The organism is Cognatishimia sp. SS12, assembly GCF_028369055.1.
Classification (GTDB): Bacteria; Pseudomonadota; Alphaproteobacteria; order Rhodobacterales; family Rhodobacteraceae; genus Cognatishimia.
Map to the genome: position 1 here is coordinate 330,466 of NZ_JAQNCZ010000004.1, position 20,276 is coordinate 350,741.

20 protein-coding genes and 1 tRNA gene are annotated in these 20,276 nt (G+C 58.8%); 6 read left to right on the top strand and 15 right to left on the bottom strand.

Translation table 11 applies throughout. The features are described from left to right. Positions 1 to 77: 77 nt before the first annotated feature. Together N6L24_RS11110 and N6L24_RS11115 are read right to left on the bottom strand one after the other, a co-directional pair. A complete protein-coding gene (locus N6L24_RS11110; protein WP_271844744.1) occupies positions 78 to 692 on the bottom strand; it encodes a response regulator transcription factor in 615 nt (204 codons plus the stop codon). 103 nt (positions 693 to 795) lie between these two features. Continuing rightward, entirely contained in the window at positions 796 to 999 is a 204-nt protein-coding gene (locus tag N6L24_RS11115) for a hypothetical protein (protein WP_271844745.1), read from the bottom strand. Positions 1,000 to 1,125: 126 nt separating this feature from the next. Between N6L24_RS11115 and N6L24_RS11120 the strand changes: the two genes are divergently transcribed. Next, complete coding sequence (locus N6L24_RS11120) at positions 1,126 to 3,702, top strand: PAS domain-containing hybrid sensor histidine kinase/response regulator (protein WP_271844746.1); 2,577 nt, start codon at positions 1,126 to 1,128, stop codon at positions 3,700 to 3,702. A gap of 54 nt (positions 3,703 to 3,756) precedes the next feature. Here N6L24_RS11120 and N6L24_RS11125 read toward each other — a convergent pair. The 3 genes from N6L24_RS11125 to N6L24_RS11135 all read right to left on the bottom strand — a co-directional run bounded on the left by N6L24_RS11125 (position 3,757) and on the right by N6L24_RS11135 (position 5,043). Then, positions 3,757 to 3,833: transfer RNA gene (locus N6L24_RS11125), tRNA-Arg, on the bottom strand. Positions 3,834 to 4,018: 185 nt separating this feature from the next. Beyond that, entirely contained in the window at positions 4,019 to 4,678 is a 660-nt protein-coding gene (nfsB, locus tag N6L24_RS11130; protein WP_271844747.1) for an oxygen-insensitive NAD(P)H nitroreductase, read from the bottom strand. A gap of 74 nt (positions 4,679 to 4,752) precedes the next feature. Beyond that, positions 4,753 to 5,043 (bottom strand): putative quinol monooxygenase, encoded by a 291-nt coding sequence (locus N6L24_RS11135; RefSeq protein ID WP_271844748.1) that lies wholly within the window; start codon positions 5,041 to 5,043, stop codon positions 4,753 to 4,755. Between the two features lie 103 nt (positions 5,044 to 5,146). Between N6L24_RS11135 and N6L24_RS11140 the strand changes: the two genes are divergently transcribed. Then, positions 5,147 to 6,052, top strand: coding sequence for a LysR family transcriptional regulator (locus N6L24_RS11140; RefSeq protein ID WP_271844749.1), 906 nt, complete (start codon positions 5,147 to 5,149; stop codon positions 6,050 to 6,052). Between the two features lie 90 nt (positions 6,053 to 6,142). On the opposite strand, the gene N6L24_RS11145 is transcribed toward N6L24_RS11140, so the two are convergent. Genes N6L24_RS11145 through N6L24_RS11155 form a run of 3 tightly spaced genes read right to left on the bottom strand, consistent with a single transcriptional unit; the run spans position 6,143 to position 9,047 of the window. After that, complete coding sequence (locus tag N6L24_RS11145) at positions 6,143 to 6,913, bottom strand: SDR family oxidoreductase (RefSeq protein ID WP_271844750.1); 771 nt, start codon at positions 6,911 to 6,913, stop codon at positions 6,143 to 6,145. Then, positions 6,910 to 7,950, bottom strand: a complete 1,041-nt coding sequence (locus tag N6L24_RS11150) for a zinc-dependent alcohol dehydrogenase (protein WP_271844751.1) — start codon at positions 7,948 to 7,950, stop codon at positions 6,910 to 6,912. Before N6L24_RS11150 ends, N6L24_RS11145 begins: the two co-directional genes overlap by 4 nt. After that, complete coding sequence (locus N6L24_RS11155; protein ID WP_271844752.1) at positions 7,947 to 9,047, bottom strand: mandelate racemase/muconate lactonizing enzyme family protein; 1,101 nt, start codon at positions 9,045 to 9,047, stop codon at positions 7,947 to 7,949. The genes N6L24_RS11150 and N6L24_RS11155 overlap by 4 nt, the downstream gene beginning before the upstream one ends. Before the next feature lie 306 nt (positions 9,048 to 9,353). Here N6L24_RS11155 and N6L24_RS11160 point away from each other — a divergent pair, with 306 nt between their 5' ends. Continuing rightward, the gene (locus N6L24_RS11160; protein ID WP_271844753.1) at positions 9,354 to 10,061 is read left to right on the top strand and encodes an FCD domain-containing protein; all 708 of its coding nucleotides are present in this window, start codon (positions 9,354 to 9,356) and stop codon (positions 10,059 to 10,061) included. Next, a complete protein-coding gene (locus tag N6L24_RS11165) occupies positions 10,061 to 10,981 on the top strand; it encodes a sugar kinase (protein ID WP_271844754.1) in 921 nt (306 codons plus the stop codon). The genes N6L24_RS11160 and N6L24_RS11165 overlap by 1 nt, the downstream gene beginning before the upstream one ends. Positions 10,982 to 11,006: 25 nt before the next feature. Here N6L24_RS11165 and N6L24_RS11170 read toward each other — a convergent pair whose 3' ends face one another. Further along, positions 11,007 to 12,305, bottom strand: a complete 1,299-nt coding sequence (locus N6L24_RS11170) for a glycerate kinase type-2 family protein (protein ID WP_271844755.1) — start codon at positions 12,303 to 12,305, stop codon at positions 11,007 to 11,009. A gap of 285 nt (positions 12,306 to 12,590) precedes the next feature. Continuing rightward, the gene (locus N6L24_RS11175; protein WP_271844756.1) at positions 12,591 to 14,873 is read right to left on the bottom strand and encodes an adenosylcobalamin-dependent ribonucleoside-diphosphate reductase; all 2,283 of its coding nucleotides are present in this window, start codon (positions 14,871 to 14,873) and stop codon (positions 12,591 to 12,593) included. Between the two features lie 138 nt (positions 14,874 to 15,011). Between N6L24_RS11175 and N6L24_RS11180 the strand changes: the two genes are divergently transcribed. Together N6L24_RS11180 and N6L24_RS11185 are read left to right on the top strand one after the other, a co-directional pair. Beyond that, the gene (locus N6L24_RS11180; RefSeq protein ID WP_271844757.1) at positions 15,012 to 15,440 is read left to right on the top strand and encodes a DUF1489 family protein; all 429 of its coding nucleotides are present in this window, start codon (positions 15,012 to 15,014) and stop codon (positions 15,438 to 15,440) included. Between the two features lie 181 nt (positions 15,441 to 15,621). Beyond that, on the top strand, positions 15,622 to 16,629 hold the full coding sequence (locus tag N6L24_RS11185) for a ribose-phosphate pyrophosphokinase (RefSeq protein WP_271844758.1): 1,008 nt from the start codon (positions 15,622 to 15,624) through the stop codon (positions 16,627 to 16,629). A gap of 68 nt (positions 16,630 to 16,697) precedes the next feature. On the opposite strand, the gene N6L24_RS11190 is transcribed toward N6L24_RS11185, so the two are convergent. From N6L24_RS11190 to N6L24_RS11210, 5 genes are all read right to left on the bottom strand, one after another. Beyond that, entirely contained in the window at positions 16,698 to 16,979 is a 282-nt protein-coding gene (locus tag N6L24_RS11190) for a DUF6525 family protein (protein ID WP_271844759.1), read from the bottom strand. A gap of 71 nt (positions 16,980 to 17,050) precedes the next feature. Continuing rightward, the gene (locus tag N6L24_RS11195; RefSeq protein WP_271844760.1) at positions 17,051 to 17,401 is read right to left on the bottom strand and encodes an H-type lectin domain-containing protein; all 351 of its coding nucleotides are present in this window, start codon (positions 17,399 to 17,401) and stop codon (positions 17,051 to 17,053) included. 108 nt (positions 17,402 to 17,509) lie between these two features. Next, positions 17,510 to 17,908, bottom strand: a complete 399-nt coding sequence (locus tag N6L24_RS11200) for a F0F1 ATP synthase subunit epsilon (RefSeq protein ID WP_271844761.1) — start codon at positions 17,906 to 17,908, stop codon at positions 17,510 to 17,512. 61 nt (positions 17,909 to 17,969) lie between these two features. Beyond that, entirely contained in the window at positions 17,970 to 19,394 is a 1,425-nt protein-coding gene (atpD, locus tag N6L24_RS11205; protein ID WP_271844762.1) for a F0F1 ATP synthase subunit beta, read from the bottom strand. 31 nt (positions 19,395 to 19,425) lie between these two features. Next, positions 19,426 to 20,262 (bottom strand): hypothetical protein, encoded by an 837-nt coding sequence (locus tag N6L24_RS11210; protein ID WP_271844763.1) that lies wholly within the window; start codon positions 20,260 to 20,262, stop codon positions 19,426 to 19,428. Between the last annotated feature and the right edge of the window lie 14 nt (positions 20,263 to 20,276).

Here is a 20,276-nt window from a genome sequence, read left to right on the forward strand (position 1 = left end):
GCTTAGAGAAAAAAGACGGATCCAAACGGGTCCGTTTTTTTTTGATTTTCAGACATCATTCAACGCGCCGGGGCGCGTCAAAACACGCCCTGATCCCGCGCCAGCAATGCGGCCTGCGTGCGGTTGGCGACATCCAGTTTGCGATACAGCGTTTTGATGTGCAGCTTGACCGTGGGTTCGGAGAGATCGAGATCGCGGGCGATTTCCTTGTTGGATTTCCCCTCGGTCAGCCCCTTGAGGACCTGAAATTCCCGCCCGGTCAGAGACTGGCTCAGTGGGTGGTCTGCGCCTTCCGGCTCTGCGGTCATGAAATCCAGCGGCGCGTATTTTTCCCCCATCGCCATGAATTTGATCGCGTTCACCAGCGATTTGGCCGGCAGTGTTTTTGGGATAAAACCAACTGCCCCCATGTCCAGGGCCTGCTCGGCGATATCGCGGTTGGCCTCACCAGACATCAGCGCGACACGATGCACCCCGCTCAGCTCGCCCGCGACCTTCAGCCCCTCAAGACCATTCATCCCCGGCATGTTGTAATCCAGCAGCACAAGGTCATAGGTCCAATCCCCATCAATCAGGGCACAGGCCGAGGGCAGATCTTTGGCGGCATGCGCCTCGATATTGTCTTCCTGTTCCAAGAAGGCCACGAGGGCATCCCTCAATAAATCGTGATCATCGGCAATCAAAATACGCAATGCGGTGCCTCGCTCTTTCTAAAATATCGTCACCCTTGCCAAGAACTGTGGCGGAAGTTTGAAATTATAGCGCGGGTTGTATGATCTCAACTCTACCGTAAGCTTAATTTTTTCCGTCGTGAACCAAAAACAAGGTCTCATGCGCCTGAGCGATCACATATGACGAGAGCGCACAAGGCGCAGGTGGCTGTTTTGGAGAAATGCCGCCGAACCGGCGCAGTGACTGCCGCGCTGCCAAAGGGTCATCGACCACCGCGTGCGGGGTAAAAAAGAGTGAATTTGCAACCATTTGCTGTAAATTGATCATTTTCATGCCCCAATTGGGAAGCATTCTGGCGTCAAAACCAAGATTTTGGAACGCTGCGTACACAAATTTCTATACGCTTTCGTGAACATTGTGGCCTAAGCTGCCAGCCGAAACACCGAGACAGATATGACAACAGTGCCATCGCCCCTTGAAAAAACCACGCACAAGCGCTCCCTTTGGCGCTGGGTCGCCTCTATCGCAGGGGTTGCATGTCTGGCAGTGATCTTTGTGCTGATCCGGGCGGTCACAGCGGATCTGCAGGAACTGCGCTCTGCCAAAATCGACGCCGTGCAATGGACGCTTTCGCAGGTCGAGATCGAGTTTCTGGATTTCAATCTGTCGTTACGCGATGCCGCCGCGGCTGACACACCGGATCTAGATCAGCTGCGCAAAGATTTTGACATTCTGTTCAGCCGCCATGACATCATCAGCAATGGCCAGGCCTTTGCCGGGGCCCGGGGGCAGCAACAGTTCTGGGATGCAGATCGTGCGCTCGGGGCGTTTCTGCATGACGCGATTCCGATGATCGATGCGGATGACGCAACACTAACGGCCGCCCTGCCGACGCTGAGCGCACAATCAGAACAGCTGCGCCCCTCCGTGCGCAAACTATATGCCGCCGGGCTCAGCCATTTTGCCGATGCCTCAGATCAGCTGCGCGAACGGCTCATGGCCACGCTCAGCCAACTCATGTTGGCAACGCTCTTTCTCTTGGGCAGCCTGGCGGTTCTGTCGGTCTTTTCGCGGCGCACCGCGCGCAAGTTCCTGACGCAACGCGAAGAATTGGCGCAGGCCAATGCGCATATGGAAACCATTCTGTCCAATACCGTCGACAGCGTGATTGTGATCGACGCACATGGGCGGGTCATTGATTTTAATGCCGCCGCCGAACGGACCTTTGGCTATCGCCTTAAAGATATCAAAGGGTCCCCCCTGTGCGGATTGATCATCCCGCCGGAACACCGCGCCATCCATGAAAAGGCGCTGGCGCATCTGCGCAGCGGCGAAGATACATCGCTGATCAGCGATGAGCGCATGCGCCTGACCGCCCAGCGCGCTGACGGCGAAACCATCCCCGTTGATGTGGTGCTGCAGTCGGCGCAAGTGGCGCAGGGCACCGTGCTGATCGCCTTCCTGCGCGATATTTCTGATCAGGTCAAAGCCGAAACAGACCTGCGGCAGGCGCGTGATTTGGCCCAGGCCGGAGAGCGGGCCAAGGCAGAATTCCTCACATTGATGAGCCATGAAATTCGCACGCCCCTGACCGGCCTGCTCGGCAACCTCTCGCTTCTGGAAGAGACGGACCTGAACAAACCACAGGCGCAACTTGCGGAAAACATGCGCATTTCAGGCCGGCAATTGATGAAACACGTCAATGCCATTCTCAACATCGCACGATTTGAGAGCGGCCGATTGACGGCGCGCAAAGATGTCTTTGATCTGGGCGCACTCTTGCAGATGATCACCGATGGCCAGCAGGCCAATGCGGCACTGCAAGGCAATAAGCTGACCTGGGACTGGCAGGGCACGCCGGTCAGCTGGGTCGAAGGCGATCCCGAGCATCTGGAACAGGTGCTTTTGAACCTGATTGGCAATGCCATCAAATTCACCAAAGAGGGGCGCATTGCGCTGACCGCCGAGGTGCTGAAAACCGCAGACGCGCAGAAAATTCGCCTGCGTGTCACCGACACCGGCCCCGGTATTTCGGCGCGGGATTGCAAACGCATTTTTGATGATTTTGAAACCGCCCGCACCAGCGGTGGCCATATCGAAAGCACCGGCCTGGGCCTTGGAATCGCGAGACGGCTGACAGAGGTGATGGGCGGCGAAATCGGGGTCGACAGCACCTTGGGTCAAGGCAGTAGTTTCTGGGTGGCTCTGCCCCTGCCAGCCCGCCCTGCGCCGGAAATCACCAAGCCTTCGCCGCAGAGCGCCCCGGCGGCGCGCGCGCTGAACATTCTTTTGGCCGAGGACAATGAGATGAATGCCTATGTGGTGCAGAAATTGCTGGAGCGCGAAGGCCACACACTGACGCTGGCGCAGGACGGCCAAGAGGCTGTGGACCTTGCGCGCTGCACGGCATTTGACGCCATTCTGATGGACATCAACATGCCCGAGATGAATGGGCTGCAGGCCTGCAAACGGATCCGCAATTCGGATGGACCAAATGCCAAGGCAGCGATTTTTGCCTTTTCAGCCAATGTTTTGCCGGAAGACACCAAGCGGTTTCGCCGCGAAGGCATGGATGGGTTCATTGGCAAACCCGTGCAGATCGAAGAGCTGCGCCGCGCGCTTGCCAGCGTGGGCCAACCAGAGGCAGGCGCGACCACGGACAGCGCCCCGACCCCATCAGCCCAATCTGCCAGCGCCGGCAACTCCGCGTCTGCGCCCCCGGACGATCAGGGCGATATGCGCGACGTGATGGGCGCGCAATATGATGCGTTTCAGACCCGGTTTTATGACGAAATCCGCACATTGGTGGATTGGCTTGCGCCCTCAAACGATTTGCAGGACATCGCCGCGCGCTGCCATAAATCCAGCGCCAGCGCCGCATTATTCGGGGCCAACGCGCTGCAAGCTGCGCTCAAGGCACTGGAACACGCCGCCGAAGATGGCCTGAAAGAAGACCTGCCCGCGCTGATCGACATCGTCACAGAGCGTGCCAGCACGCTCCAGCCCGCGGGCCAAGCCGCGGCTGAGTAAGCGAAACATTGCACCGGATATGGCCTCAATCCGAAAGCAGATCTTAAATTGAACTGGCGATCCCTGAAGGACTCGAACCCTCAACCTGCTGATTAGAAGTCAGCTGCTCTATCCAGTTGAGCTAAGGGACCGCTGGGGGTTTGTTAAATCAGTGCGCGTGATTTGCCCAGAGGGTTTTGCGCCCCGCCGTCAAAAGCGCGCCGGGCGCGGGCAAGGCGCGTCGGCGGTCCAACGGGGCGACGGGCCTTCAAAAATTGCGCCAGCGCCGCACCCATGGAGCACCGGATGCGGCGCTGGCATCCTCTTCCGAAGAGGATCAGACTTCGGTCAGGATATCCCGCAGGGGCAGTCGGGATTTTGGCAGCTTTGCATTGAAATCAGCCTCGGGGTCAGAGTAGCCCAGGGTCACGATGAACAGGCTGCCATAGCCTTGGGCGCGCAGATCAAACTCCGCATCCAGCGCGCGGGTGTCGATGCCTTCCATCGGCGTGGCGTCAATGCCCAGCGCCGCAACCCCCAGCAAAAAGGCCCCGAGGTTCAGATACACCTGCTTGTCCATCCAGTGCTGCGCATCCTTGAGGTCATGCCGGTGCAGGTTCACAAAACCCAAGCGACGCTCAAACTGTGGTGCGATGCTCTCAAGGCCAAAGCGGTTGTCCGCCGCTTCCTGATGCAGCACTTTGCGCAGGTGATCGTCATCAGCGACAAGTTTGCTGGCAAATACAACCACATGCGATGCATTCATGATTGAGGCTTTGTTATAGGCAAACATGCCGCTCGCGCCTTCGGCCACACGCGCCTTGCCCTCCTCTGTGCCCGCCAGAACGAAATGCCAGGGCTGATAATTGATGCTGGAGGCGCTGAAGCGCAACAGATCCTTTACCTGCGCAATGGTCTCATCCGGGATAGACATGGCGGGCGCGTAGGCTTTGACAGTATGGCGCGATTTTGCGTGATCAACGATGCTGAGTTTCATGGCTTCTACCTGACAGGCAAGGGTGGGGCTGACGCTGGATTGACGGCCCAATTGGGCCCTCAATACATGCGCCCTTAGCCGATAATCGTCATTTCATTCAAGGTAAAGTCAGCCACCGCACCTTCGGTTGCCTCCATATACGCGGCCAGATGCGGCGCCGACATATGGGCCTGCCACAGCGCGCGCGAGGCCCAGTTCTCGTAAAACATGAAATGCGCCGGGTTCTCGTTATCTTGGTGCAAATCATAGTTGATGCAGCCGTCTTCGGCGCGGGTGATCTCGATCAGTTTCTGCAGTTCTGCTTTCACCAGATCGATCTTGTCATCTTTGGCAATGATATTGGCCACAATTGTAAGTTTCGACATGTGTTCGTTTCCTTGATGAACTTGTTGATGACGCAGACATACTATTCGGTCATGCCCAGATAAACGCGCATCATCCGAAATCATAATCCGGAAAACTCGAATAATGCTGTTGGAAAATATCGCCCTGTTCCAAACCATTGTCGAAAAAGGCAGTTTGGCCGCCGCTGGTCGCGAATTGCGTTTGTCGCCTACAACCGTTTCCGAACGCCTGGCCGCGCTTGAGGCGCATTATGGCGTGAGCCTACTGAACCGCACGACACGCTCGTTCAGCCTGACGGAGGAAGGGCGCACGCTGCTTGAGGGGGCCCGCCCGCTTCTGGACGAGGTGCGTGATCTGGACGCGCGCATTCGGCACGGCGCGGATACCGTGTCAGGCTTGATCCGCATCAGCACGCCCAGCGATCTGGGGCGCAATACGGTGTCCGATGCGATCGCGGAATTTCTCAACGCGCATCCGCAGGCGATGATTGAGCAGTCCTTGACCGATGGCTATGTCGATATCGTCAGCGAGGGGGTCGATCTGGCCCTGCGGTTCGGCACGGTCGCGGACAGCTCGTTGCGGGTGCGCCGCCTCGGAGACGTCGGCCGTGTGGTTTGCGCCGCGCCCGACTATATCAAGGCACATGGGGCCCCAGCCACGCCCGCTGACCTTCAGGACCATAACTGCCTGCTCATGCGCTTTGGCCGTGAACTCGACAATATTTGGCATTTCGAATCTGGCACCAAAAAGCAGCAGGTCGCGGTGCGCGGCAATCGCGTGGCCGACGACGGTGCGCTGGTGCGCCAATGGGCCGTGAATGGCGAAGGGATCGCTCTGAAATCGGAATTGGACGTGGCGGATGATCTGCAGTCAGGGCGCTTGATCGCTCTGCTGACCGATGCTGCCCCGCCCCCAGCCGCCTTGCAAATCATGTTCCCTCCGGGCCGCGCGCTCCCGCGGCGCGTGCGGACATTTGCTGACTTTCTTGCGGCAAAGATCAAAGCGCAAATCGCGGCGCGCGGATCATAATTCAGGCCACAACTTGTAGGCCCCTCGCCTCAGATCAAGGCAGCGCAGGGCGGGCGATCTTTGCGATCGCGGAGCCATATGAATAAGCCTTCAGCGGCCCATCCAGCCGCCATCCACCACCAGTATTTCGCCATTCACATAGTCGGCCGCCGCAGAGGCAAGAAACACCGCAGGCCCGGCGAAATCTTCTGGCCGCCCCCAGCGCCCCTGGGGGATGCGCTCCAGAATGGCGTTGAAGCGCGCCGGATCGTCCTGCAACGCTTGGGTATTGTCCGTTTCGATATACCCCGGCGCAATCGCGTTCACGTTGATGCCGGTGCCGGCCCATTCGTTGGCCAGCGCCTTGGTCAACTGGCCAATCCCCCCTTTGGAGGCCGCATAGCCCGGCACCGTAATCCCCCCCTGAAAGGTGAGAAGCGACGCCGTGAAAATAATCTTGCCATGTCCGCGCGCGATCATGCCGCGGCCGATTTCGCGCGACAGCACGAATTGCGCTGAAAGATTAACCTCGATCACCTCGTCCCAGAGGGCATCTTCATGCGCCGCCGCCGGGGCGCGTTTGATCGTCCCGGCATTGTTCACCAGAATATCAGGGGCAATGCCTTCGGCCTCCAACTGCGCGGCGAAGGCCCGCACCGCGGCGCGGTCCGAGAAATCACATTGATAGGCCCGAAAGCTGCGGCCGAGGTTGCGTACTGAAGTCTCGATCGCACTGCCGCTCTCCTCAAGCGAGGCGCTGACGCCAACGATATCCGCCCCGGCCTCTGCCAAGGCCTCTGCCATGGCACGCCCGATGCCACGTTTGCAGCCTGTAACCAAAGCGGTTTTGCCGGTCAGGTCAAATTGCGAAAGGACGCTCATACGAAGTCTCCAACTTTGATGAGGCTTTTCATAGCAGTCGGATCGCCGACCAGCGACTCAAAAGCAGTCTGAATTTCGGTCAACGGGTGGATATCGGTGATCACCTGGTCGGCCGGCACCGCGCCGCATGCAATCACCTCGATGGCCCTTTCGTAATCTTCGGCTTCATAAACGCGCGCGCCAATCAATTTGAGTTCGCGCCAAAAAAACTGAAACAGGTCGATCTGGGGCTTTGTCGCGTGTATCGCCACCATTACGATGCGGGCACGTGTGGCGGCCACGCGGGTCATGGCGTCAACACCGGGCTGCGTGCCTGAGACCTCAAACACCACATCCGCGCCTTTGCCTGCGGTCGCTTTGGCGACCTGCGCTGCAAGATCGCTTTTGATTGGGTTCACAGTGTCAAAACCAAGCGCTTGCGCGATCGCAAGCCGGTTTTCATTCACCTCAGAGATGACCACTTTGCCGCCCGCATCACGCGCCACCAGGGCCACCAGCAGGCCAATGGGACCGCCGCCAATGACCACGACATCCTCGCCCACCTTCAAATCCGACAGACGCACATCATGGCAAGCGACGGCAACGGGTTCGATTAGGGCGGCGTGATCCAGTCGCATCGCCTCAGGCAGGCAGTGCAACGTGCGCGCGGGCACGCACCAAAATTCTTGCATCGCGCCGTCGGTATCCAGCCCGAGAAATTTCAATGCGTGGCAAATGTGGCTATGCCCCGCCGCACATGCCGGGCAGGTACCGCAGGCATCCAGCGGGCGCACCACAACTTTCTGACCTGGGGCAAAACCTGCAACGCCCTCTCCGAGAGTTTCAATCACACCGGACATTTCATGGCCGATCACCCGGTTCCGGCCAACACGCCCATCCATATGGCCGTGATAGACGTGCAAATCGGTCCCACAGATGCCGCAATATGCGATCTTGATCATCACCTCGCCTGCCTTGGGGCCGACTTTGGGTTTGGTTTCGACAGCGAAGGTCTGCGCGCCGCGATAAATTGCAGCGGTCATCAACTCGGTGCTCATGGGTTCATGTCCTTATGTGCAGCCTCGAGCTTTCCCCAGTCAAACGCCACACCAATCCCCGGTGTTTCCGGCGCTATCGCCATATGATTATCCAGTGCCAAGGGGGCCAGCGTATAGCTGTCAATCGGGAATGAATGGACTTCGATCCACCCCGCATTGGGCTGCGCGCTGACAAGGCTGACGTGCAGTTCCTGCATGCCATGCGAACAAATTGGCATGCCGTGTTCACGGGTTAGCTGCGCAACCTGCAACCAACCGGTGACACCACCACAATTGGAAGCGTCCGGCTGCAAGAAACCCAGCTTCGCATCAGCCAGGGCATATTCAAATTCGTGGATCGTGTGCAGGTTCTCGCCCATCGCCAGCGGGATCGCACAATGGTCGGCAATCTTTCCAAAGCCCTTGTAATCGTCGGGGATGGTGGGTTCTTCAAACCAGGTGAGGTCATAAGGCTCAAAGGCTTTGGCCGCTCTGATCGCCTCGGGCACCGACATGGCATAATTGGCATCCACCATGAATATCACGTCCGGCCCGATCAACTCGCGCACGGCGCGCACACGCGCGACATCTTCTTTCAGATCCGGCTGACCAACCTTGATTTTCACGGCATTAAAGCCGCGATCCAGATAACTCTGCACGCTGGCCAGTAATTTCGGCAGCGGGAAATTCAAATCAATACCGCCCGCATAGGCTCGGCAGCGATTGCTGTGCGCGCCTGCCATGCGCCACAAGGGCAGCCCGGACTTTTTGCCGCGCAGATCCCACAGCGCGATATCGAGCGCTGAGATCGCAAAGGAGGCGATGCCCCCGCGCCCCACATAATGAACATGCCATTGCATGCCTTCATATAACGCTTCGACATTTTCCGGCGATTGACCGACCAGAAAACCCGATAAATCGTAACGGATCATCGCTTTGATCGCTTGCCCGCCTTTCCCGCCCGTATAGGTATAGCCGGTGCCCGAGGTGCCATCATCCAGATGGATTGTTGTGGTCACGAGCTCAAAATGCGTGTGATCCCCGTGTTTGGCGTCTGACAGCACTTCCGCCAAAGGCACATTAAAAAGCCGCACGTCAATATTAACAATCTTGGCCATGTTTGCCCCACTTTGTTGCGCCGCATCGCTCGCGAATAAAGATATCTTCTGACCTCCGCACGACTGAGCCATGGTTTTCGGTAACAATTTTGGTCATACCAAATAAACCAAAATCGGCGAACACACCAGACATAATAACACCAGAAATTGCCGGATAACTCAGATATATTTGTGAAAACTTGCTTATTTTAATGTACTCCCTCTTGATTTGGTGCGACCAAAAATACTTACTGGCGAAGACCGCAAAGCAAGTCGGCAAATGCAAATCCCAAGACGTCACCGCACTTGAAACCCAAAGGAAAGACCATGCACTCACACAAAGACGCAGGACGGGCTGCTGATTTGGTCGTCGAAACTTTGGCGCAAAAAATCCAGGACGGAGAACTGGCTGATGGTCAGCCCTTGCCGCCTGAGCGCGACCTGATGCAAGAATTCGGCATCAGCCGAACCGTGGTCCGCGAGGCGGTACTGGCGCTGTCAAACAAAGGGCTGATCGAGGCGCGCCCGCGCCACCGTCCTGTCGTTCGCAAACCTGGCTATGACGCCGCATTTGCCGCGCTTGAAAGCATCGTAACGCATCTTCTGCATGAACCCGGCGGAGTAAAAAACCTCTTTGACACCAGAATTTTCATCGAGGCCGCACTGGCGCGCGAAGCCGCGAAACACGCCGACAAGGGAGCAATCTTCACACTCAAAGGCGCACTCGAAGCCAACCGTCTGGCCATCAACGACAGCGAGGCATTTTACCAAACAGATATCGCCTTTCATCAGGCGCTCTATGCAATTCCGCGCAATCCGGTTTTTCCGGCGATCAACAAGGCCTACACCAGTTGGCTTGCCCCGCAATGGTCACAAATGCCCCGCCTGCCTCAGCGCAACCAAACCAACTATGAGGCCCATGCTGAAATCTATGAGGCAATTTTGATGCGTGATCCGGATGCGGCTGAAACGGCCCTGCGCAAACATCTAAGCAGCGCCTGGCAACAGGTGCGCACCACCTTCGGAGACATCTGATGCGCATACTGCCCCGTCCGATCAAACGTATCGGCTGCTTTGGCGAAGTGATGATCGAGCTCGCGCACAGCCCATCGGGCCAGATCAAACTTGGCGTTGCGGGTGATACCTATAACAGCGCGGTGTATTTACACCGGCTTTTGAAGCACACCCAAACCACCGTGTCCTATGTCACTGCCCTGGGCACGGATCCGTATTCGGCCCGCATCAAAGAGGCCATGCGTCAGCACGGGCTCAGCACCGACTATGTCGAGCGCCGCACCGACAAGTTCCCCGGCCTTTACGCCATTGATACCGACGCGGACGGCGAGCGGAGCTTTACCTATTGGCGGTCCGATGCGGCGGCGCGCACGCTATTCTCCCCGCCCTGTACCGTGCCACTTAGCGCGCTGGCCGCGTTTGACCTCATCTATTTGTCGGGGATCACCATGGCCATTTTGCCGCCGACTATTCGCGCCGCTGTCATCGCGTTTCTTAAGGGCTTCCGCGCCGATGGCGGGGTCATTGCCTATGACAGCAACTACCGACCGCGCCTCTGGGAAAGCCAGAAAGTCGCGCAAGAAGTCAACACCCGGATGTGGCACCTTGCGGATGTCGCCCTGCCCTCGCTCGATGATGAAATGGCTCTATTTGGGGATTCAGATGAGGCTGCGGTTTTGAAACGCATGAAGGACTTTGGCGTTTCTGCCGGGGCACTCAAGCGGGGGGCTGACGGGCCTCTGGATCTATCGGGCCGCGTCGCCTGCGCACCCCTGCCCCAAGTGACCAATGTTGTGGACAGCACGGCCGCGGGGGACAGTTTCAATGCAGGCTACCTGGCGGCCATCGTCCGGGGCGAAGAGACGCACAGCGCGATGGCGGCCGGGCATACCTTGGCAGCACAGGTGATCGCGCACCAAGGTGCGATCCTTCCAGAATAACCTGAACAAAGCGGGCATTGGTCATTCAGCCCCCCATCGGCAAAATCAGAAACGCCCGGAAATCGTTGACATTGGTCAATGTGGGGCCGGTGACGACTTGCGCGCTGAGCTGATCAAAGAAGGTATGGGCATCGTTCTCGGCCAGCGCCCCTGTTGGCGAAAGGCCCGCTGCACCTGCGCGGTGCAGAACCTCGGGGCCAACTGACGCCCCGGCCACCTCTGCCGCGCCATCCACCCCATCGGTATCGCAGGCCAGAACATGAATGCCCTCAGCCCCGTCAAGCGCCAGCGCCGCGGCCAGTACATATTCTGCATTTGGTCCGCCGACGCCACTGCCTCGGCGCGTCACCGTGCATTCACCACCTGAGAGCAGCACCATCGGCCGCCCGTTCTCGTGCGCCTTGGCGCGCAATTCGCGCGCCAGACCGGCGTGGTGCGCCGCCAAATCGCGCGCCTCGCCTTCCAGATCATCCCCGAGGATCTGCACATCGCACCCGGCGGCGCGCGCCGCCTTGGCCGCCGCAGCAAGCGACTGCGACGGGGCGGCAATCACCCGGTTGTCGCAAGTGGCAAGCGCCGGGTCCCCGACTGCGCGCACGGAGGAGCCCGCCGCAAGCCCAGCGCGCGCTTTGTCTGGCAGAGAGATCCCATAGCGCTCCGCTATTGCAAGCGCATCTGCCGCGCGGCTGTCATCGCCAACGGTTGGCCCCGAGGCAATGGCCGCGGGGCTGTCACCCGGCACATCCGAAATCATCAGGCTCAGCATCTTGGCCGGCGCAGCCGCCGCCGCCAATTGCCCGCCTTTCACAAGGCTCAGATGTTTACGCAGCACGTTCATGTCGCCAATCGGGGCACCGCTGGCCAGCAAGGCCGCGTTGATGGCCTGCTTTTCGGCGAGCGTCAGCCCAAAGGCAGGCGCACAGAGCAGCGCAGAGCCTCCACCCGATATCAGCGCCAGCACATGATCCTTTGGCCCTGCCGTCCCCAGCAACGCCAGCATGTCAACCGTGGCCGCGACACCAGCGGCATCCGGCACCGGATGCGCCGCCTCAATAATCTTGATGCCCTGCGTGGGGCGGGCATAGCCATATCGCGTGATTACAAGCCCCTCGCAGGGGCCATAATGCGCCTCAACCGCTTCGGCCATGCGGGCGCTCGCCTTGCCCGCGCCGACCACAATCAGCCGCCCCTTGGGCCGTGGCGGCAAATGGTCCGGGATCACCGCAAGAGGGTCGGCAACAGCGACGGCGGTGTCAAACAGCCCTCTCAGGAAACGGTCTGCGGTGGCGGCTGTGGGGGGTGATGTGGGGGTGCCAGACGTCATGGTGATGTCACCCCAAAAAGCCGCGCGGTTGCATGTGACACCCCATATCGCCCTGCCTCCGGGTCATAGCATCCGCTGGGACCTTGGTCGCATTGTGGCATAGGCATTTCACCGGGCGGCTCCGATCTGATTGCGTTTCACCACGACCATGGCGGCGGCAAAACCGAAAGGCAAGCCACAGCGCCCGCCGCGCCCCACGCACACAGAAAAAGCGCCCCCTAAGGTCGGCTCCTTAGGGGGCGCGGTATTACGTGCCCATTATTTCAGCGCTGCACGATCGGTGCTTTAGCCGCATTTGCTGTGACCGCAGCTGCGGCAGGTCATGCAGCCTTCGACCATTTGCAGATCATATTGGCCACAAGACGGGCAGGCTTTGCCTTTGGGGGCTTCGCCAACTGCGATCACTTCGGATTGCGGATCGGACTTCAGGCCCATGCCTTCGCCCGCGATAAAGCCGATGGCGATCATGTGTTTTTCGATCACACCACCGATGGCTGCCAGAATGGACGGGATGTATTTGCCATCCATCCAAGAGCCGCCGCGCGGATCAAACACCGCTTTCAGCTCTTCAACCACAAAGGACACATCGCCACCCCGGCGGAACACGGCGGAAATCATGCGGGTCAGCGCGAGGGTCCAGGCGTAATGCTCCATGTTCTTGGAGTTGATAAAGACCTCAAACGGGCGGCGGTGGCCGTTCACGATCACATCGTTCACCGTCAGGTAAATCGCGTGCTCGCTGTCATGCCACTTCAACTTATAGGTCGCGCCTTCCAGCGACTGCGGGCGATCGAGCGGTTCGGACATATAGATGACTTCGCCGGTCTCTGTCAGATGATCTGCGGGATCTTCGCCCGGCGCTTTCTCTTCGCTTTCCGAAACAGTCAGAACCGAGCCGGTGATGTCGTTGGGGCGATAGGTGGTGCAGCCTTTGCAGCCGGTGTCCCAGGCTTCCATGTAAACATCTTTGAAAGCGTCAAAGCTGATGTCTTCCGGGCAGTTGATGGTTTTGGAAATCGAGCTGTCGATCCATTTCTGCGCGGCGGCTTGCATGCGCACGTGGTCCAGCGGGGCCAGCGTCTGCGCGTTTACAAAGTAATCCGGCAGCTCTTTGTCGCCGAATTTCTCGCGCCACAGTTTCACGGCGTAATCCACCACTTCTTCTTCGGTGCGCGAGCCGTCTTTTTGCAGAACCTTGCGGGTGTAGGCATAGGCAAAGACCGGCTCAATCCCCGAAGAGACATTGCCCGCATAAAGGCTGATGGTGCCGGTGGGGGCAATCGAGGTCAGCAGCGCGTTGCGGATGCCGTGCTCGCGGATCTCGGCCTTCAGGTCTTCGTCCAGATATTGCACCATGCCGCCGTCAACGTATTTGTCGGCGTCAAACAGCGGGAAGGCGCCTTTTTCTTTCGCCAGTTCCACCGAGGCTTTGTAGGATGCATGCGCGATAGCCTTCATCCAAGTCTCGGTCTGCGCGGCGGCCTCTTCAGAGCCGTATTTCAGACCCAGCATCAACAGCGCATCCGCCAGGCCGGTTACACCAAGGCCGATGCGGCGCTTGGCTTGGGCCTCTTGGGCCTGCTGCTCAAGCGGGAAGTTTGAGGCATCGACCACGTTGTCCATCATGCGCACGGCGGTTGTCACCAGATCGGTCAGCGCCGCTTCGTTCAGCTCAGCCGCTTTTTCGAATGGATCAGACACCAGACGCGCCAAGTTGATCGAGCCCAGAAGACAGGCGCCATAGGGCGGCAAAGGCTGCTCGCCGCAGGGATTTGTCGCGGCGATCTGTTCAACATAGTTGAGGTTGTTGGCCTTGTTGATGCGGTCGATAAAGATCACGCCGGGCTCGGCCTGATCATAGGTGTTCTGCATGATCTTGTTCCAAAGATCACGCGCATTGACGGTTTTATAAACCTTGTTGTCAAACAGCAGCTCCCAGCTGCCATCTGCCTTGACCGCTTCCATGAAGTCATCGGTCACCAGTACCGACATGTTGAACATGCGCAGGCGCGCAGGGTCGGATTTGGCGGTGATGAAATTCTCGATATCCGGATGATCGCACCGCATGGTGGCCATCATCGCGCCACGGCGGCTGCCCGCAGACATGATCGTGCGACACATCGCATCCCAAACATCCATGAACGAGAGCGGGCCAGAGGCGTCTGCTGCCACGCCTTTGACGTCCGACCCCTTGGGGCGGATGGTGGAAAAGTCATAGCCGATGCCGCCGCCCTGCTGCATGGTCAATGCGGCCTCTTTCAGCATGTCGAAAATGCCGGACATGCTATCCGGGATGGTGCCCATGACAAAACAGTTGAACAATGTCACCTTGCGTGCGGTGCCTGCACCGGCGGTGATACGCCCGGCAGGGAGGTATTTGAAATCCTCCAACGCGGCATAGAATTTGTCTTCCCACTCTTCAGGCTTTTTCTCAACCTTGGCCAGGTCGCGCGCGATGCGGCGCCAGCTGTCTTCCACCGTTTCATCAATCGGTGTGCCATCCGCATTCTTGAAGCGGTATTTCATATCCCAAATGGATTCGGCGATCGGGGCAGCAAAACGACTCATCGGTGTCCTCAGTTTGTGGGTATTTTATTGGTGTTTGGCAGTGTTTCACGGGGCTTGAAAGCCCCTTTGGGAAGTCTACTATATGGCTAAAGCTGGAAAAAGCACAACCAAAAACACAACCACTTGTGGGTCAAAACCTTGAATCATCTAAATCTAGTAAAACTCAGCGTTGGTACGGAAAGCGTCGAAGGGCTGGCAGATTGGCAAAAAACCCAATCCGCTCAGATAGATGACGGCTGTCCACGGCATGTCACCCGCATGTGGCCGAAGCGCGAGAAAGAAATCCTCGCAGGGGGGTCGATTTTTTGGGTGATTAAGGGGGCTATTCAGGCGCGTCAACCAATCCTGCGGCTGGAGGAGCAAATCGGCAGCGATGGCATCCGGCGCTGCGCCATTGTTTTGGCACCCGGATTGATCCGCACCCAAAGCGCGCTGCGCCGTCCGTTTCAGGGCTGGCGCTACCTCAAACCCGAGGACAGCCCGCCGGACCTGCCGCAGTCTCGCGCCGAAGAAGAGCCCCTGCCCGCCGAGCTGGCCAGCAAGCTGGCGGAAATCGGCGTGATCTGAACCGGCCGCAAGCACGCGCTGGTTGCCAGCGCGGCCACTTATGGGGTCCTTGGCCGGAAACGTCTCTGGAAAGCTGCAATTTCATGGCTTTGTGCCCCGCATCGCTTTGCCAAAAGGGTGCGGCATGCTAAGGCCTGCGCAACGTCACGAATCTGTCATCCTTGCCCCTGGGAACACACCAATGCCAAGCACCATGGAACCGAAACTGATCACCGGGAATGCCAACAAGCCATTGGCGACTGCCATCGCCCGCCGCATGACCATTCACCGCAACCTCGGCCTGGTAGACGCCCGGGTCGAACGGTTCAACGACGGCGAGATTTTTGTCGAAGTGTTCGAAAACGTGCGCGGCGAAGATATGTTCATCATTCAGCCGACCTCAAACCCGGCGAATGACAACCTGATGGAACTGCTGATCATGGCGGATGCGCTGCGCCGCTCCTCCGCCAAGCGGATCACTGCGGTGATCCCCTACTTCGGCTATGCCCGCCAGGACCGCCGCGCCAAGGCGCGCACGCCAATCTCGGCCAAGCTGGTGGCCAATATGCTGGTCGAAGCCGGGGTGGAGCGCGTGCTGACCATGGATCTGCACGCCGCGCAGATTCAGGGCTTCTTCGATATTCCGGTGGACAACCTCTATGCCTCGCCGATCTTCGCGCTGGACATCATGAACCAGTTCAAAGGCAACATGGAAGATCTGATGGTTGTCTCCCCTGACGTGGGCGGCGTGGCTCGCGCCCGCGAGCTGGCCAAGCGGATCAACGCGCCGCTGTCGATTGTCGACAAACGCCGCGAAAAACCGGGCGAGATTGCCGAAATGACCGTGATCGGCGATGTGACCGGCAAGAAATGCATCATCGTCGATGACATCTGCGACACCGCCGGCACCCTCTGCAAAGCCGCCGAAGTGCTGATGGATCATGGCGCAACCGAAGTGCATTCTTATATCACCCATGGTGTGCTCTCCGGCCCGGCGGTCGAGCGCGTCACAAATTCAGTGATGAAAAGCCTGGTGATCACCGATTCCATTCAGCCGACCGGTCCGGTCAAAGGCGCGCCAAACATCCGCATCCTGCCCACCGCGCCGATGTTTGCCCATGCGATCATGAACATCTGGAACGGGGCCTCTGTCTCTTCGCTGTTTGAAACCGAAACGCTGGAAGGCGCCTACGAAGGGCTGCTCGGCTAACCCCGCTGCCCCCCTGCGATACCAAATAGAAAACGCGCCCCGCTGGGCGCGTTTTTTTGTGCCAGCACCTACCCGGCAGTGGGATATCCTGTGCCCCAAACTTTGGCGGCATCTTTATGCAGCAATCGCCCCTGCAAGGCGTCGAGCTCTGCAAGCGCACGAGATTTGCACCCCGTGCGGGCCAGCGCCGCTTGATAGGCACGTAACACCGACTGCGCCCGCCACGGGAGCACCGCCGATGACATCCATCCCCGCAACTCGCTTGGCAGATTGTCATAGTCCCGCATTGGGCTCCGCGCACCGCGTCTGCGTCGCAGAGAGGTTTGGCCAATATTTCTGCGGCTTGTCATAACATGTCCTCAAGCTTATTACATGTTATAACATATCAAAATATTCACAAAGACAAGCCCAAAAAGCTTCGTCAGGACACGTCCCAAATCTCGTCATCCATCACTTCGCCAAAGGCGACCCAGCTCAGGCGCACGCGGGCGATCTTGCTGTCCTGCCAGGTGCGAAACACCAGATCAAACCCTGCCTCTGTCACCTTTTCTGCGCCGATGTCCGCGCGGATGTTGGCCTCATGGCTCACGTCCCAGAGCGACAGCGCCACCTGCACCACCGGCGGGCTGACAAAGGCCTCGGAAAACTTGATCGGCAAGCGACGCTCACGCGGGCCGGTGCCCGTCCACATATCGCCGCCATTTTGGAAATCGGAAAAGAGCTGCTGCTCTCCCTGATCGATACCCAAGGTACCGGTGCGCAACTTCTGCATGAGACCCTCATCAATTCGCCGCGAGACTATCGGGCTTTGCGGGGCGCTGCAAAGCAAAACGGGCCCCGCCCTGCGGCGACGCCCGTTTCTTAATCATATGGTCCGTACTTAGACGTTCAGGGCCGCGCGCAGCGCTTCCAGGTCCGCCAGGTTCTTGGCGGCAACGTCTTTGTTCTCGGCGGCGGCAGTCTCTACCGCTTCCGAAGCCAGCGCAATCAGCGCATCCATGTCAGCCGCGGTGATATCCGCAGTTGGGATGGCTTTTTCCGCCAGCACGGAGGTGCCTTGAGCGTTGATATCCGCAAAACCGCCGGTGACAGCATAGCTTTGGGTGCCCTCAGGGCCTTCAACAGTCAGGACGCCAGGGCGCAACGTGGTGATCGTTGGCGCATGATCCGGCATCGCGGTCAGATCACCATCGGCACCGGGGATCTGCACGGCAGAGGCTTGCACAGAGGCAAGCGCACGTTCCGGGCTGACCAGGTCGAATTGCATAGTTTGTGCCATTGGGGCCTCCGTTCAGGGAGCCTCCGCTGCACCCGGAAGTGCAGCGGAAAGCGATCCGGTATTAGGCGGCTTCCGCAGCCATTTTTTCGGCTTTTGCGATCACTTCGCCGATGCCGCCAACCATGTAGAAGGCGCCTTCTGGCAGGTGATCGTATTCGCCGGCAACAACCGCTTTGAAGGAAGAAATCGTGTCTTCCAGAGGCACCTGCACACCGTCAGAGCCGGTGAAGACCTTCGCAACGTCAAACGGCTGGGACAGGAAACGCTGGATTTTGCGCGCACGCGCAACGGTCAGCTTGTCCTCTTCGGACAGTTCGTCCATGCCGAGAATGGCGATGATGTCTTGCAGGGACTTGTAGCGCTGCAGGATGTTCTGAACGTCAGACGCAACCTTGTAGTGCTCTTCGCCCACGATCTGCGGATCCATCAGACGCGAGGAGGAGTCCAGCGGGTCTACCGCAGGGTAGATGCCAAGCTCAGAGATCGCACGGTTCAGAACCGTGGTCGCGTCAAGGTGCGCAAAGGTGGTGGCTGGTGCCGGGTCGGTCAAGTCGTCCGCTGGAACATATACCGCCTGGATCGAGGTAATCGAACCGTTCTTGGTGGAGGTAATACGTTCCTGCATCGCGCCCATGTCGGTCGCCAGGGTTGGCTGATAGCCCACCGCGGATGGGATACGACCCAGAAGCGCGGACACCTCAGAACCCGCTTGGGTAAAGCGGAAGATGTTGTCGACAAAGAACAGAACGTCTGCGCCGGAAGCGTCACGGAACTGTTCCGCGAGGGTCAGACCGGTCAGCGCAACACGCATACGTGCCCCGGGAGGCTCGTTCATCTGGCCGTAAACCAGGGCAATCTTGGACTCTTCCAGATTGTCTGGGTTCAGAACGCCGGATTCGATCATCTCGTGATACAGGTCGTTGCCTTCACGAGTACGTTCGCCAACACCCGCGAATACGGACAGACCGGAGTGCACTTTCGCGATGTTGTTGATCAGTTCCTGAATAAGAACCGTCTTGCCAACGCCCGCACCGCCGAACAAACCAATTTTACCACCCTTCGCGTAAGGCGCGAGCAGGTCGATCACTTTGATGCCGGTGACGAGGATTTCCGCTTCGGTCGCTTGCTCTTCGAAAGCAGGCGCATCCTGGTGGATGGCGCGGGTTTCGTCGGCTTTCACAGGGCCTTTTTCATCCACTGGGTCGCCGGTGACGTTCAGAATACGGCCCAGGGTTGCGGTGCCAACTGGAACGCTGATGGGCGCGCCGGTATCGGACACGGCCTGACCGCGGACCAGACCTTCGGTCGCGTCCATCGCGATGGCACGCACAGAGTTCTCACCCAGGTGCTGGGCCACTTCGAGAACCAGTTTGTTGCCGTTGTTGTCAACTTCAAGCGCGTTCAGAATGGACGGCAGTTCACCGTCAAACTGAACGTCGACAACGGCGCCAATCACTTCAGTGATTTTGCCTTTTTGTTGTGTCATCTACTTAACCTCTCAGGCTAGACGTTCGATTTCAATTTCCGCTGTTGCCAGCGGCTGTTCGTGCAAACGCGGCCGTCTTGCGTACGGCAGCGTTCAATTTCGATGTGAATGCGATCTCAGCTTTGTCCCATTGCTTCTGCATTTGACCCCGCGCCCCGATATAAAGCGTCGATGCCGGGGTGCGCAGACGACCATCCAGACGCAGCGCGGCATATTTGCCTTCGAAAGCTGCACGGGACTGATCATAGGCCGTGCTGCCCGCACCACCGCTGTGGTGGGTCAGATGGAAAGGCAGCACATAAGCAGTGCCCCCCGCCGCGCGCGCCTGCTGGCACAGGTCAGTTGCAAAAAGGTGGAAGCCGTCCAGATCGAGCGAAGGAAACACCATGCGATTGCGCGCCAGAACCAGGAAGTTTTCGTCCAGCGACACGACTTCGCGCGCCACTTTCAGATCGGTCCAGGACCCATGCGGGTCATCCAGGCAAATCACTTGTTCGGCCTGCGGCCCGGGCGTCCAGCCGGCATTACCGGCCACCATCCAGGTCTTGTCCGAGGCCTCCAAGCTGCGCAGCGCCTGCTCCAGCTCATCCGCGCCGTCATCGGTCAGTTCGATGTCGTCATGGGTGAACAGGATGAATTCGCCCCGCATTTCGGGAAAGAGGCTGCGCAACGCGCGATACCCATCCAGGCTGTTGCCGGACCGGTTATCCACGGCGATGAATTCAGAATTCTCTGCCGTGAAGCCCTTGGCTTCGAACGAGGCCAGCATCCGGGCATATTTGTCTTCTGACGCGACAAGCGTGCAGACGGTGAACAGCAGCTGCGGCTGCTGTCCCTCTGTCACATATCGCGGCTGAAGCGCTGTCATGGTCCCGGTGCCTT

Bases quoted from the DNA above. Each gene is read 5' to 3' on its own strand.
- N6L24_RS11155 (WP_271844752.1), bottom strand. From the start codon at position 9,047: ATGGCCAAGATTGTTAATATTGACGTGCGGCTTTTTAATGTGCCTTTG.
- N6L24_RS11115 (WP_271844745.1), bottom strand. From the start codon at position 999: ATGATCAATTTACAGCAAATGGTTGCAAATTCACTCTTTTTTACCCCG.
- N6L24_RS11150 (WP_271844751.1), bottom strand. From the start codon at position 7,950: ATGAGCACCGAGTTGATGACCGCTGCAATTTATCGCGGCGCGCAGACC.
- N6L24_RS11190 (WP_271844759.1), bottom strand. From the start codon at position 16,979: ATGACAAGCCGCAGAAATATTGGCCAAACCTCTCTGCGACGCAGACGC.
- N6L24_RS11120 (WP_271844746.1), top strand. From the start codon at position 1,126: ATGACAACAGTGCCATCGCCCCTTGAAAAAACCACGCACAAGCGCTCC.
- N6L24_RS11135 (WP_271844748.1), bottom strand. From the start codon at position 5,043: ATGTCGAAACTTACAATTGTGGCCAATATCATTGCCAAAGATGACAAG.
- N6L24_RS11145 (WP_271844750.1), bottom strand. From the start codon at position 6,913: ATGAGCGTCCTTTCGCAATTTGACCTGACCGGCAAAACCGCTTTGGTT.
- N6L24_RS11170 (WP_271844755.1), bottom strand. From the start codon at position 12,305: ATGACGTCTGGCACCCCCACATCACCCCCCACAGCCGCCACCGCAGAC.
- N6L24_RS11165 (WP_271844754.1), top strand. From the start codon at position 10,061: ATGCGCATACTGCCCCGTCCGATCAAACGTATCGGCTGCTTTGGCGAA.
- N6L24_RS11200 (WP_271844761.1), bottom strand. From the start codon at position 17,908: ATGGCACAAACTATGCAATTCGACCTGGTCAGCCCGGAACGTGCGCTT.
- N6L24_RS11140 (WP_271844749.1), top strand. From the start codon at position 5,147: ATGCTGTTGGAAAATATCGCCCTGTTCCAAACCATTGTCGAAAAAGGC.
- N6L24_RS11185 (WP_271844758.1), top strand. From the start codon at position 15,622: ATGCCAAGCACCATGGAACCGAAACTGATCACCGGGAATGCCAACAAG.
- N6L24_RS11175 (WP_271844756.1), bottom strand. From the start codon at position 14,873: ATGAGTCGTTTTGCTGCCCCGATCGCCGAATCCATTTGGGATATGAAA.
- N6L24_RS11195 (WP_271844760.1), bottom strand. From the start codon at position 17,401: ATGCAGAAGTTGCGCACCGGTACCTTGGGTATCGATCAGGGAGAGCAG.
- N6L24_RS11210 (WP_271844763.1), bottom strand. From the start codon at position 20,262: ATGACAGCGCTTCAGCCGCGATATGTGACAGAGGGACAGCAGCCGCAG.
- nfsB (WP_271844747.1), bottom strand. From the start codon at position 4,678: ATGAAACTCAGCATCGTTGATCACGCAAAATCGCGCCATACTGTCAAA.
- atpD (WP_271844762.1), bottom strand. From the start codon at position 19,394: ATGACACAACAAAAAGGCAAAATCACTGAAGTGATTGGCGCCGTTGTC.
- N6L24_RS11160 (WP_271844753.1), top strand. From the start codon at position 9,354: ATGCACTCACACAAAGACGCAGGACGGGCTGCTGATTTGGTCGTCGAA.